The sequence below is a fragment of the Liquorilactobacillus capillatus DSM 19910 genome, from assembly GCF_001434915.1.
Lineage (GTDB): Bacteria > Bacillota > Bacilli > Lactobacillales > Lactobacillaceae > Liquorilactobacillus > Liquorilactobacillus capillatus.
This window is the reverse complement of the sequence record NZ_AZEF01000061.1, coordinates 33389-47388: the sequence shown is the minus strand read 5'-3', so window position 1 is coordinate 47388 and position 14000 is coordinate 33389. Positions and strand designations below refer to the sequence as shown.

At 40.0% G+C, this 14000-nt stretch carries 9 protein-coding genes and 1 other annotated feature; of the genes, 6 read left to right on the top strand and 3 right to left on the bottom strand.

The features are described from left to right. Positions 1 to 21 precede the first annotated feature (21 nt). Entirely contained in the window at positions 22 to 1299 is a 1278-nt protein-coding gene (locus FC81_RS10370; protein ID WP_187327422.1) for a replication-associated recombination protein A, read from the bottom strand. A gap of 144 nt (positions 1300 to 1443) precedes the next feature. Here FC81_RS10370 and FC81_RS10365 point away from each other — a divergent pair, with 144 nt between their 5' ends. Then, positions 1444 to 3546: a hypothetical protein gene (locus FC81_RS10365; protein WP_057746658.1), complete on the top strand. Its 2103-nt coding sequence runs from the start codon at positions 1444 to 1446 to the stop codon at positions 3544 to 3546. Positions 3547 to 3718: 172 nt separating this feature from the next. Here the strand turns inward: FC81_RS10365 and rpsD are convergent, their stop codons facing one another. After that, positions 3719 to 4327 (bottom strand): 30S ribosomal protein S4, encoded by a 609-nt coding sequence (gene rpsD / locus FC81_RS10360; RefSeq protein WP_057746655.1) that lies wholly within the window; start codon positions 4325 to 4327, stop codon positions 3719 to 3721. A 215-nt stretch (positions 4328 to 4542) separates the two neighbouring features. Further along, positions 4543 to 4998, bottom strand: a complete 456-nt coding sequence (locus FC81_RS10355; protein ID WP_057746652.1) for a GAF domain-containing protein — start codon at positions 4996 to 4998, stop codon at positions 4543 to 4545. 165 nt (positions 4999 to 5163) lie between these two features. Between FC81_RS10355 and ezrA the strand changes: the two genes are divergently transcribed. From ezrA to FC81_RS10330, 5 genes are all read left to right on the top strand, one after another. Beyond that, positions 5164 to 6870 carry a septation ring formation regulator EzrA gene (ezrA, locus tag FC81_RS10350; RefSeq protein ID WP_057746649.1) on the top strand — a complete coding sequence of 569 codons (1707 nt, stop codon included), beginning with the start codon at positions 5164 to 5166 and terminating at the stop codon, positions 6868 to 6870. A 273-nt stretch (positions 6871 to 7143) separates the two neighbouring features. Then, entirely contained in the window at positions 7144 to 8292 is a 1149-nt protein-coding gene (locus tag FC81_RS10345; protein ID WP_057746647.1) for a cysteine desulfurase family protein, read from the top strand. 22 nt (positions 8293 to 8314) lie between these two features. Then, a complete protein-coding gene (gene thiI / locus FC81_RS10340) occupies positions 8315 to 9532 on the top strand; it encodes a tRNA uracil 4-sulfurtransferase ThiI (protein ID WP_057746644.1) in 1218 nt (405 codons plus the stop codon). 41 nt (positions 9533 to 9573) lie between these two features. Beyond that, positions 9574 to 9784: a binding site (T-box leader), on the top strand. A gap of 52 nt (positions 9785 to 9836) precedes the next feature. After that, the gene (locus FC81_RS10335) at positions 9837 to 12497 is read left to right on the top strand and encodes a valine--tRNA ligase (protein WP_057746641.1); all 2661 of its coding nucleotides are present in this window, start codon (positions 9837 to 9839) and stop codon (positions 12495 to 12497) included. Between the two features lie 182 nt (positions 12498 to 12679). Next, positions 12680 to 13987: a bifunctional folylpolyglutamate synthase/dihydrofolate synthase gene (locus FC81_RS10330; RefSeq protein ID WP_057746841.1), complete on the top strand. Its 1308-nt coding sequence runs from the start codon at positions 12680 to 12682 to the stop codon at positions 13985 to 13987. Positions 13988 to 14000 lie beyond the last annotated feature (13 nt).

Here is a 14000-nt window from a genome sequence, read left to right as displayed (position 1 = left end):
CAATTTTTAGAATTATGATGATTACTTTTTGGCCTGTTGAGCTTTTTTAAGACGCTCATATTGATCTTTTAGGGCCTGCTCGTAACGCCCGTTTGTTTTGGGCTGATAGTAGCGTGCTTGAGCTAATTTAGTTGGTAAATATTGCTGTGGAGTCCAATCATGCGGGTAATCATGCGGATATTTATAGTCGAGTCCTCTACCTAGTTTTTTTGCACCGGCATAGTGTGCGTCTTTAAGATGAGGTGGGACTTCACCATAGCTACCCTTACGAATATCATTAAGTGCTGCATCAATAGCCGTGATAGCTGAATTTGACTTAGGCGATAAGCAAAGGTCGATAACCGCAACAGCCAGTGGAATGCGCGCTTCAGGTAAACCAACTTTTTCAGCAGCTGTAACAGCTTGAACTGTTTGAGCTGCAGCTCGCGGGTTGGCCAGACCAATGTCTTCATATGCAATTGTTAGTAGGCGGCGATTAATACTTATTAGGTCTCCAGCTTCAATGAGTCGTCCCATGTAGTGAAGCGCGGCATCAGTGTCTGAACCGCGGATCGATTTTTGGAAGGCGGAGATAACATCGTAATGAGCATCGCCGTCTTTATCCTGTACCAATGCTTTTCGCCGAAGACATTCTTCAATTACCTGTAGGTCAATAATGATAGTTCCCTTTTTATTAGGGACAGTTGATTTTGCAGCAAGTTCAAGGCCGTTTAAAGCACTACGTAGATCACCATTTGTTGCACGGCAAAGATGCTGTAGAGCTTCAGCGGTTAGTCGGATGGATATTTTGCCCAGACCATGCTTTTTATCGGCTAGTGCACGCTTAACGGCATAAGCAATATCTGCTTCAGCTAGTGGTTTAACCTCAAAGATCTGGGTACGACTTCTAATCGCTGGGTTAATTGCAATATATGGATTCTCAGTTGTTGCACCAATCAAAATAATGCGGCCACTTTCTAAATGCGGCAGTAAGAAGTCCTGTTTAGGTTTAGTTAAACGATGGATCTCATCTAACAGTAAAATGACAGTTCCACTCATTTTAGCTTCTTCCGCGACGATCTCAAGCTCTTTTTTGGAGTCTGTGGCGGCATTAAGTGTTCGGAACGCGTACTTTGTAGAACCGGCAATCGCACTTGCAATACTGGTTTTTCCAGTTCCGGGCGGGCCATAGAGAATCATGGACGATAACAGACGCGCGTCTACCATCCTACGAATAATTTTTCCTGGACCGACGAGATGCTGTTGACCAACAACATCATTTATATTTTGGGGGCGCATACGAAAGGCTAACGGTTGTATCATAGTTTCTACTCCTTTACTATTACTTTGATTATAACATCGTCTTAATTAAATTTTGTTGAATAGGTGCTGACTCAACTGAATGTTTGGGAAAGATTTGCTATAATAAGCGCTAAGAGTTAATAATGGAAAAGGTGAAGAACAATGGTTGAACTTGATGAAATTGGAAAACAAATAGCTAAGGATAATTTATTTACAGCGGTTGCGGCAATCAGATGGCAGGTTCAGCGGACCTGGAAGATACAGTCCGTAAATCCAACAATAAAAACTAACGTGCAAAGTGTGGCCGCAATTAAGCCGAGTACATATTTTAGATATAATGCTGAGCAGCAAAGTGTTAGTTTGTTGGCAGATCACTGGAGCAGTAAAAAAGATCAACAGCAAATGATGGTTCTGAATCAGCAACTGCTGCAGGAAAATCTCGGTGATAAGAGTGTCTTATGGCCTTTGAGTGTTGTCAGTGAAGATAAGAAGTCAGTTGTTGGGGGTGTTACGGTTAGGTTACAGTTGCCTGAGGAACTCTTTTTAGAGCTATATAAAAATAGATTTAAACAATTGCAGATTGATTATATTACTTTTCGTAACCAGATTTACATGAAGGTTTTACAGCAGTTTGTGAATTACCGCTGGTTATTAACATATCTTACTGGTGCGACGCCTTTTGTTGCGGGCTCAAATATCAGGCCGGTACGCTCACAAAGTGAGTGTTGCTTAGCCGCATCCGTCGATGCAGTTAAACGGGTAGATTATCGTTCTTTGCAAAGCTATTTACGTAGCAGCCAGCATCAACAAGCAGGGCTAACAGATGGGATCAAAGTAGGTTCTTCTTTTGAAAATGAACACGAAATGCTCCAAAAGGGAATTCATTATCTTGAAATTACGCATCTGGATTTGAATCCCTTTGCTGCAATGGGAGTTAGCTTTGAAATGCTAGACTTGATAGAAGCCTTGGTGGCTTTTTTTCTGGTAACTCCAGGTATTAAAAATGATGATTTACAAGCTGCTTTGCAAGAAAAACGCCAGTTGAACCAGCATGTTGCACATGAAAATCCATTTTCCGCTACGACATGTCAACTTCAGGCACGTAAGATAATTAATCAATTAAGTCGGTTTACAAAAGAAATAGGGCGGTCAGACTTAGGCCAGTCTTTAAGCCAAGTAGCAGGCGTACTTAAGCAACCAACCGAAACTCCCAGTACGAAATTACTCAGAAAACAGGATAGTCAGAAACTGACAGAAAGTACGTTAAAACTAGTGGCGGATTATGCTGTTAAGGGTCGTTTGACCCAAGCCAAAACAACGTTGGATGATAACAGCCGCTTAGTACTAAGTGCTGCTTTTAAATTGGGTGTCCCATATGCGGTTATTTCTGCGCCTGATCATTTGATCAGAGTCGGAAAGTCACTCCTTGAAAGGGGGATCCAAACGGAAAAGACAAGTGCGGTTATGCAAAAAATATGGAAAAATCGTCAACTGAGTCAAAAAATCGTTGCGGCTGCCGGATATGCTGTTCCTACCGGATGGACTATTACTCAGACAAGTGAGATCTTGAATGTCTATCGTGAAACTAAGGGTTTGGCACTTGTGATTAAAAATAATTATCGTACAGGAGCACAAGTTTTTAGGATACCACCAACCCAAGACATCTTTGTGCAAACAGTTAAACAGTATCTTAGCTCGGAACAACCCTGTTTGATTGAGCAAGTAGTACTAGGTTCCTCGTATACTGCTTTACTTGTCGGAGGGAAAGTTGTTAGCTTGATTGAACGTCTTCCACAAAATATTGTTGGTGATGGACGATCTACGATTAAACAGTTGATCCAACGTAAACAGGTTAAGCAGCAAAATAGGCAAACACAATTCGCGTTTGGCGAAGTTCAAGCACGAAGCTTGGCAGAACAAGGCCGGGTACTTGAAGATATTTTGCCTCGGGGAGTACAGTTGTATCTGCGCTATGATGCAAGTACAAATACTGGAGCTGACTACCTTGAAGTTTCTTCAGAAATAGATAGCTCATATTTGAAAAAGATAGCGGAACTCGCACGAACATTACAAATGAGTGATGGAAGTCTTGATATTATGATTACAAATATTTATCAGCCATTAACTGCTGCGAATGAAAAAAGTCAGTTGGTTTTCTTGAATGCTCATGCATTCCCAGCACTTAGAAAGCATTATTTTACACTGCTTAGACAAACACAGGCTGTGGCCGAGAGTATTGTAAAAAATGCTACTAGGGAGAAATAAAGTTATAGGTCTGACTAAAAAGCATTATTTATTAAACTACAGGCGCTTTTTGATAACTGTTATCGACAATGCCTTTTCATTATCGTCATTGTTGATAAGAGTTTTTTTGTCTTTTAAAAAAATAAAAAAAGCCAGCTCCCGCAGGAACTGACTCTTAAATAGCAACTGTTTATTACAGTTTGTTGTAGTATTCAACGATTAGAGCTTCATCAACTTCACCTTCAAGTTCTTCACGTTCTGGTAAACGAACTAATGAACCTTCTAATTTGTCTTCATCAAAGGAAACAAATTGTGGGCGACCAACGATAGCTTCTAAAGCGTCTTTTACGATTTGAAGATTTTTTGACTTTTCACGTAATGAAATAACTTGTCCGACTTTAACTTCATAAGAAGGAATATCAACACGTTTTCCATCAACAGTGATATGACCATGGTTTACCAACTGACGAGCTTGGCGACGAGTTGTTGCTAAGCCTAAACGGTAAACAACATTATCCAAACGACGTTCAAGTAAAATCATGAAGTTGTCACCATGACGTCCTTCACGAATCTTACCAGCTTTTTGGAATAAGTTTGAGAATTGACGTTCTGAAAGGCCGTAAATCATACGAAGCTTTTGCTTTTCGCGCAATTGCAAACCATATTCAGATAACTTACGACGGTTGTTTTGACCGTGTTCACCTGGTGCATATGGACGGCGAGCCAATTCTTTACCCGTACCACTGAGTGAAATACCCAAGCGACGAGAAACTTTCCAACTTGAACCTGTATAACGAGACATAAAAAATCCTCCAATAAATTTTTTTGGAGTAAAATAACCCGATGTATACTTTGTATTCGTGCATTTCATTCTACAATGTTCACTCTTGCAGCCGAAGAGGTACTGATTAACCATTAAAGGCAATGAAATGTTGACGAGCTTACCGCATACTGCTGCATTATTTTACACAAATGTGAGTATAGCTGAATTCACTTACTTAGTCAAGTACTTACAGTCTAAGCAGGCAAATGCTTAAGCAAAGTCTGCGCGAATGTTTCAACAAGCTGTTCATCATCTTTTGAAAAACGATTGAGTTTGGGAGAATCAAGGTCAAGGACACCTATTTTTCGTCTTCCGCTTATTAGGGGAACAACAAGTTCTGACATGCTTGCGGCGTCACAGGCGATGTGATCAGGAAAGGTGTGAACATTCGCGATGCGCTGTGTTTTCTGCGATGAAAAGGCAGTTCCACAAACCCCTTTTCCAACCTTGATATGCATACAAGCAACTTTACCTTGAAAGGGACCAAGGATAAGTTCATTTTGTGATTCATTATAGAGGTAGAACCCAGTCCAGTTAACATCAGGTAAAGATTCAAATAAAAGTGCCGAAGCATTGGCTAAATTAGCGATTAGATTTGTTTCACCAGTTAAAAGTGCATCAAGTTGACGGTTTAAGAGTGTTTTATTCACTAGAATTCTCCTTAGTAAATGTGATTATTGTTATATTATCATGTGTAACAATGTGATGACTATGCTATAATCAAAATTGAACTATCATAGTATAGAAACCGGATACGGGATTGAATAATAAATAATCGAAAGAATCAATGGTGATAATTAGGAGTGTGGGATCGGATGACACTAGTCTTGAGCATAATCGTTATAGTTGCAATAATAGCATATTTTTCTTTTTTTTACATACAGCGCAGAAATAGTGGAAGGATAGCTCACGTCCAACAGCAGATAAGTGAACTTGTAAATTCACCATTGCACACTGGAATTGCAAGCGTGGAGCAAATAACTCTAGCCGGTGAAAGCCTAGCAATGTTTGAAGAGACTAAGCAGGGCTATCTTTACATGGTCAACCATCAGCTGCCGGAACTCTCTGAACACTTGGATGAAATTGCTGAAGCTAATAGTCATTATCATTTTTTTCAGGTTGGCAGTGGACTTAAAAAGGTCGAATTAAAAGTCCAGGCTGCAAGTGAATTGGAAGAAAAAACTAAGAGTGAAATTAGTGACGTAAAGGAAGATAACCAAGAACATCAGCAAAAGCTGAGTGATTTAGATAAAAAATATCAAGAACTCCGTAAGACATTGTTGGCTAAAAACTTTTCATACGGACCTAGTGTTGATAAATTAGAAGAAAACTTAGCTCAAATTGAAACTGATTTTGATCATTATGCTGAGATCGCTAATCAAGGAGATTATGTCACAGCGGGCAAGTTAGTAAGTAAACTTGATGATAAAACAGCTACTTTAGAAAAAAATTTAGAGCAGATCCCACCGCTGTATAGAAATCTTAAGAATGTTTTTCCTGAACAACTGACAGAGATAGAGACAGGTTACAAACAGTTGCGTGAACAGAAGTATACTTTTAAGACTGATATTGAAAAGCAAACCGCTGAGCTACATGCACTGTTAGGTGAAAATATCATTAATTTAAAGAAATTAGCCATTTCAGAAGCTCTCAGCTGCAATGATAGACTAGATGCAGGGATAAATGCACTTTATGATGAGCTAGAACGAGAGCTGGCTGCACGTCAAAAAGTTGAGAAAAACGTTCCAATATTGACGAAGTTTATTGAACATGCTGAAAAACAACAGCGTGACCTACTTATTGAGTTGGATAGGCTTAATCAGAATTATACTTTTAACCATAATGAGCTTGAAGACGGGCACAGCTTGGGTACTCAACTTAAGGCGATCAGCACTCAGTTCAAACAGTACCAAACTGATGTGCAAAAAGGTGAAGTGATCTACTCTGAGAGCCTCTCACAGCAGGCAAAACAGTTAGCTGATTTAAAAATGATCGAAGAAAAACAAGCAGCTATCAGTGATAGTGTCCAGAATTTGTGGCGTGAAGAGCAAGAGGCTAAGGAAGCACTGTTAGAATTTGATTCTGAGATCCATCGTCTGAAGCGTGAGGTTGAAAAACTTAATTTACCAGGCCTGACAAAAGAATATCTGGATTATTTTTATCGAGTTAGTGATGAGATCGAACAACTTGATGAGGATATTAATAAGATTCAAATCAATATGGATAAGATAACAAAGGCTATGATAAATATTCAGGCAGATATGGATGTCTTAACAGAGAAAACAAACGATATCATTGCTAGTTCCTCTTTGGCGGAACTCCTGTTGCAATATGCTAATCGTTACCGTGTTCGTTACCCAGAAGTAGCACATGCCAGTGCTGAAGCATATGAGTTGTTTAATCATAAATATGACTATGCAGCTAGCTTAGAGAAGATCGCGACAGCAGTTGATAAAGTCGAGCCTGGGGCATACAAACGGATTGAAGATGAGTATTATGCAACTAGCCCTGCTAAGGACTAGTTAATTGGTAGAAGTATACTGAACGTTAATTAACATGATAATATAATAGTCTCTAACATTAGAGATTCACAACGGGGAACTGTGTCGAAAGTTACTTTCGGCTCAGTCCCCTCGTTCTTTTAAGGAAATTATTAGAATGAAAGCGACGTTAGGAAACTTAAATGACTAAAAAAAATGAAGTTTGTTTTTTACTGCTGATGTTGTAAAATAAGGAGCGTATTTATCAGATTGGAAGCTAAGTAACAAGCTTTTTAAGGAGTATGGGGATTAGAAATGATATATTTAGATAACAGTGCAACAACGAAAGTTGCGCCAGAAGTATTAGAAACATATACTAAAGTGAGCCAAAAGATTTGGGGTAATCCATCTTCGCTGCATGATTTGGGTGAAAATGCCTATAATTTGCTTGAACAATCACGTCAACAAGTTGCTAACCTTCTTGGGGTTCGTACGGAAGAGATTTTCTTCACAAGCGGGGGAACAGAAGGCGACAACTGGGTAATCAAAGGAACTGCAATTGAGAAGATGAATTATGGTAAGCATTTGATTACTTCTAGTGTTGAACATCCTGCTGTTCTAAATACAATGGCACAATTAGAAAAGTTAGGTTTTGAAGTAACCTATCTGCCAGTTGACAAACATGGGCGTGTTGCGGCAGCTGATTTGAAAAAAGCGATTCGTCCGGACACGATCTTAGTTTCAATCATGGCAGTGAATAATGAGATTGGGGCAGTTCAACCGCTTGATGAAATTGCAGCTATTTTACAGAACTATCCTAAAATTCACTTTCACGTGGATGCGGTCCAGGGAATCGGGAAGGGGATCCAGCCGTTGATTATGAACAAACGAGTCGATTTCGTTACTTTCTCGGGACATAAGTTTCACGCACCGCGCGGGATTGGTTTTATCTTCAAAAAACATGGTCGTAAACTTGCTCCATTAATGAATGGTGGGGGACAAGAAAAAAATCTGCGTAGCGGAACTGAAAATCTACCTGCTATTGCAGCAATGGCTAAGGCTTTACGCCTATTATTGGACTCAGAAGAGATTAAAGTCCAAAAGCAGCTTGAGATCAAACAGTTTATTTACCAGCATATCAGTCAATTTCCCAAGGTAACACTCTTTTCAGAAATGAATAGTCAATTTGCACCGCATATTCTCTGTTTTACAATCGATGGTGTTCGGGGTGAGACGATCGTACATGCTTTTGAAGATCAGGATATTTATCTTTCGACAACTAGTGCCTGTTCTTCAAAAAAGCATGAGGTTTCAGGAACATTAAGAGCAATGGCTATTCCAGAAAGAATTGCAACATCTGCTGTTAGAGTTAGCTTGGATGAGAATAATACATTGGTTGAAGCAGAAAAATTTATTAAGGTCTTCGACCAACTTTACAGTCGTTTTGAAAAAATTAATTCATGAGTTATTTGAAAGGAAAGAAAACGTGCAATATTCAGAAATAATGGTTCGTTATGGCGAACTCTCAACAAAAGGTAAAAATCGACGGAACTTTATTGACCGCTTAGCTTTTAATGTGCGAAAAAGTCTACATCAGTTTCCTAACTTAGTAGTCAAAGCTCACCGCGATCGCATGCATCTCCAACTCCATGGTGAAGACAGCACAGCAGTTATGACAAGTTTGAAGAAAGTGTTTGGAATTCAAAACTTTTCTCCATCTATAAGAATTGAACGTGACATTGAGGCTGTCAAGGAAGCAGCCTTAACAATGGTCAAGGAACAATTCTTTGAAGGAATGACTTTTAAGATAAACACACGCCGCTCTGACCATGAATTTATTTACGATACCAATGAAATAAATGATTTATTAGGTGGATATATATTAAAGAATGTTCCTGGAATTAAAGTTAAGATGAAGCACCCAGACTTATGTTTGCGCGTGGAAGTTCGTGTGAACGGGATCTTCCTGTCTAGTCAGACGATTAATGGTGCTGGCGGCTTACCGGTTGGAACGGCGGGTAAAGGAATGATGATGTTGTCGGGGGGGATTGATTCTCCCGTTGCAGCCTACCTAGCGATGAAACGCGGTGTTGAAATTGAGATGGTACACTTCTTCAGTCCGCCATACACAAGTGAACAAGCTTTGAATAAGGCTAAAGAATTGACGGCAAAGATTGCGCCTTATGTTGGGCATATCAAGTTTATTGAGGTGCCCTTCACGGAGATCCAAGAGACAGTCAAGCATGATGTACCGTCTGGTTATTTGATGACCGTTCAACGCCGGTTTATGCTGCGTCTGGCGGTATTACTGGCTGCCAAAAGAAATGGACTTGCTATTTTTAACGGTGAATCGCTAGGTCAAGTCGCTTCACAAACATTAGAGAGCATGGTTGCGATCAATGATGTTACGGCGCTGCCAGTCTTGCGTCCAGTCGTTTCGTTAGATAAAAACGAGATTATTAAGATTGCACAAGAAATTGGTACCTTTGATTTATCAATTAAGCCGTTTGAAGATTGCTGTACGATTTTTGCACCACCAGCGCCAAAAACAAAGCCGCGTCTGGATAAGGCGCAGGAATATGAAGCTCGACTTGATATTGACGGTCTGATTGAGCGTGCAATGGCAGGAATTAAAATTTCGGAGATTAAGAGCGGTGAAACATTCTTGAATCAACAAGAAGATGAATTTGCTGAATTACTCTGATTAAGTCTTGACTAGCTTTTTGAACAACGCTATTATAAGCTCTATAAGCAATGAACAAGAGGGCCTGGGCGGGTCAAGTTGGACAGAGAAGAGGTAGCAAGTTGAGATACCTCACAACTTAAGCTCAGGTGGTAGCTTGTGAGCTGTTGGTGTGAACTAAAAGTAGCACCAACCGGAACCTGTTCGTTAACATGGAATTAAGTGGGGTTGAAAACCCAATTTAGGTGGTACCACGGCGCAGTCGTCCTAGTTTTTTTACTAGGGCGTTTTTTATTGGTTTATTATTTTAGAAAGGATGATTTTAATGGCAAAAGAAGTTTCGATGTCGACTAAGTATGATCCAAAACAAGTTGAACCTGGCCGCTATCAAGCCTGGCTAGACCAAAAATTATTTAAACCGAATGGAGATAAGAAAGCTAAGCCATATTCAATCGTTATTCCACCACCCAATGTAACTGGTAAATTGCATCTGGGCCATGCTTGGGATACAACATTGCAAGATATGATTATTCGTCAAAAGAGAATGCAGGGATTCGATACTCTGTGGCTACCCGGCATGGATCACGCGGGAATTGCGACCCAAGCTAAAGTTGAAGCCCGACTTGCTGAACAGAATGTTTCACGTTACGATCTTGGCCGTGAGAAATTCATCGAAACAGTCTGGAAGTGGAAAGATGAATATGCGGATATTATCCATAAACAGTGGGCTAAGCTAGGTCTTTCACTTGATTATGACCGCGAGCGTTTTACGCTGGATGAAGGATTATCTAAGGCAGTGCGTAAGGTTTTTGTCAAGTTATATCGAAAGGGTTTGATCTATCGGGGCGAGTATATTATTAACTGGGACCCGAAGGCTCGGACTGCACTTTCAGATATTGAAGTTATCCATAAAGATGTCAAAGGGGCCTTTTATCATGTTAAATATCCGTTTGCAGATAAAACAACTTTTAATGGCAAAAACTATATTGAGATTGCAACTACTCGTCCTGAAACAATGATGGGAGATGTGGCAGTTGCAGTTCATCCTAGTGATAAACGCTATCAAGATCTTGTGGGTAAGACACTTGTGCTACCCTTGCAAGGACGCCATATCCCAATTATTGCCGATGAGTATGTTGATCCAGAATTCGGAACTGGGATGGTTAAAATTACCCCGGCACATGACCCTAATGATTTTGGTGTAGGCAATCGCCATAACTTGGAACGGATCAACACGATGAACGAAGACGCTAGCATGAATGCCAACGCAGGCAAGTATGAAGGCTTAGATCGTTTTGAAGCCCGTAAAGCAATCATCAAAGACTTGGAAGATCAAGGTTACATGTTACGGATTGAACCGATTGTGCATAGTGTTGGGCATTCAGAACGGACTGGGGTACAAGTTGAAGCTCGACTATCAACACAGTGGTTCGTCAAAATGGAACCTTTAGCTAAAGCTGCTTTGGCTAATCAAAAAACAGATGACGCGGTTGAATTTGTTCCAGAACGCTTTGAAAATACATTTGAGCAATGGATGAATAATATTCATGATTGGGTCATCTCACGCCAGTTATGGTGGGGGCATCAGATTCCAGCTTGGTATCATAAGAAAACCGGTGAACTTTATGTGGGAGAAGAGGAACCGGTAGATATTGAAAATTGGGAGCAAGATCCTGATGTTTTAGATACATGGTTCTCAAGTGCATTATGGCCGTTCAGTACGATGGGTTGGCCAGATGAGGATGCTGCTGATTTTAAACGTTATTTCCCGACCAATACACTGGTTACAGGCTATGATATTATCTTTTTCTGGGTTTCACGGATGATTTTTCAAAGTACAGAGTTTACCGGACACCGTCCATTTGAACATGTTTTGATCCACGGCTTGATTCGAGATGAGCAAGGTCGTAAGATGAGCAAGTCCCTAGGAAACGGGATCGATCCAATGGATGTAATTGATAAATATGGTGCTGATGCACTACGCTGGTTCCTTTCAAATGGATCTGCTCCAGGTCAAGATGTTCGTTTTAGTTATACTAAAATGGATGCTGCTTGGAACTTTATTAATAAAATTTGGAATGCAAGTCGTTTTGTTATCATGAATTTAGATGAAGGAACACGTGCTCAGCTGCCTGAAAAAGCCGCTTGGAAATTATCAGATCAGTGGATTATCAGCCGCTTGAATCATACAATCAGTGAAGTCACGCGTTTATTCGATGGCTTTGAATTCGGGGAAGCCGGTAGAGCATTGTATAACTTTATCTGGAATGACTTTTGTGATTGGTATATTGAAATGGCTAAGGAAGACTTGAATGGTGATGATCAGGAAGCTAAAAAGAATACGCAAAATATTCTTTGTTTCGTTCTTGACCAGACATTACGTTTACTACATCCGATTATGCCTTTTGTTACCGAAAAGATTTGGTTATCAATGCCGCATGAAGGCTCTTCATTGGTAACAGCCAGCTACCCAACTACAACAGCAGAATACGATGATCCAACAGCAGAGCGTGAGATGGGTAATCTTATTGAATTGATCAAGGCTGTTCGAAATAGTCGTGCAGAAGTTAACGCACCGCTTTCAAGCGCAGTTGATCTCTTGATCAAAACAAAGGATGACCAGACTAAACGCGTTTTTGAGTCAAACCAAGACTATATTGAACGCTTCTGTCACCCTAAGAAACTTGAAATTGCAACTGAGATTAAAGTTCCAGCACTGGCAGTGTCTGCTGTTATCACGGGAGCAGAAGTTTACCTGCCTCTGGCTGATTTAGTAGATCTTAATGATGAGATCAAACGTCTGCAAAAAGATACTAAGAAGTTAACGGCTGAAGTTAAGCGCGGGGAGAATAAGTTGGCAAATCAACGGTTTGTTGCTAATGCGCCAACAGAAATTGTCGCACAAGAAAAAGAAAAATTAAGTGGTTATCAAGAAAAATTAACAGCAACAAACGAACGGATCAAACAATTAAAAGCTGAGCTTTAATAAGTTGCGATTTTAGTTATTTGCTATGAAATGTTAAAGTTTAAATTATTAATTTCTGAATAACGGGGCTAGGCCAAATAATATTTGTCCTGACCTCGTTTATTTTAGAAAGAGAATATTACAAAGGGTGAATGAAGGTTAACGGCTGGTTCAGTCTTTATAGTAAGGAAAGGAAAGTTAAAATGAGTGGTATGGATTATGAAAAAGCATTGGCTTTTATTCATGGCAGAACGCAATTCAAAAAAAGGCCTTCATTAGATAGAATGCGTAAATTTACTGAGTATCTTGATCATCCTGAGAAAAAGTTTGCAGCTGTTCATGTGACGGGAACGAATGGAAAAGGGTCAACAACTGCTTTTTTGCGAAATTTATTTATGGCGCAGGGAAGACGAGTTGGAACATATACCTCGCCTTTTATTATTAAATTCAATGAACGTATTGCAATTAACGGTCAGATGATACCAGATGATGAATTAGTTAGATTAGTAAAACATATTAAGCCGGTTGTGGCGCGTTTAGATCGGGAATTAAGTGCTAAGGGAGGCGGACCCACAGAATTTGAAATCATTACGGCACTAATGTTTCTTTACTTTGTGGAACAAAAAGTAGATATAGCGGTAATAGAAGTGGGAATCGGCGGAACTTATGATTCAACTAATGTGATCATGCCGTTAGTTTCTGTAATAACAACAGTTGCATTAGATCATGCACACCTCTTAGGGAAGACACTGACTTCGATTGCTGGCCATAAAGCTGGGATCATTAAGTACCAGCGCCCGGTAGTTATTGGCCGTTTGCCTGCCGAGGCACGCAAAGTTATTACAACAGTAGCTGCTGAAAAAAAAGCTCAGTTGTATGCCCTAAATGAGAATTATACCGTAGTACCAGAGAGCGCAAATGGTCGCTGGGGTGAGAATTTTGATTATAGCGGTTTAGAAAAGAAACTGCCTAAGATTCATGAATCCTTATTGGGCAGTTATCAAGTTGACAATGCGGGGGCCGCAATTACGGCTTTCCTTTTGGCTGCTCGTATGCAAGGGTGGCCGGTTCAAGACATAGACATCTATAATGCCATGGCTCAAACTAAATGGCCGGGGAGATTTGAGCTAATTAACCATGAACCGATGATCATCCTTGATGGGGCACATAATGAGGCGGCAATTCAAGGAGTCAAAAAGACTTTAACAACACATTTTAGACAGCAAACAGTTTTTGTGATAATTGCAATACTGGCGGATAAACAACCGCGGAAAATGATAAAAACGCTAGCTGAATTGCCCAATGTCCATTTGATTGCAACGACCTTTACTGGACCGCGTCGAGTAGCACAACCAACAGAGCTAGTTAATGAACTTGACCAGCTGGAATATGTTGAAAAGTGGCAAGAAGCACTTGTTAAAACATTGCATCAGATGTCAGCAACAGATATATTATTAATTACAGGCTCACTTTATTTTGTTTCCGAAGTGCGTAGTTATTTCACAACGTAGATTAAGAAAAAAC

What these genes read in the sequence shown, in the direction of transcription:
- FC81_RS10365 (WP_057746658.1), top strand. Translation starts at nt 1,444, where the DNA reads ATGGTTGAACTTGATGAAATTGGAAAACAAATAGCTAAGGATAATTTA.
- rpsD (WP_057746655.1), bottom strand. Translation starts at nt 4,327, where the DNA reads ATGTCTCGTTATACAGGTTCAAGTTGGAAAGTTTCTCGTCGCTTGGGT.
- ezrA (WP_057746649.1), top strand. Translation starts at nt 5,164, where the DNA reads ATGACACTAGTCTTGAGCATAATCGTTATAGTTGCAATAATAGCATAT.
- FC81_RS10345 (WP_057746647.1), top strand. Translation starts at nt 7,144, where the DNA reads ATGATATATTTAGATAACAGTGCAACAACGAAAGTTGCGCCAGAAGTA.
- FC81_RS10335 (WP_057746641.1), top strand. Translation starts at nt 9,837, where the DNA reads ATGGCAAAAGAAGTTTCGATGTCGACTAAGTATGATCCAAAACAAGTT.
- FC81_RS10330 (WP_057746841.1), top strand. Translation starts at nt 12,680, where the DNA reads ATGAGTGGTATGGATTATGAAAAAGCATTGGCTTTTATTCATGGCAGA.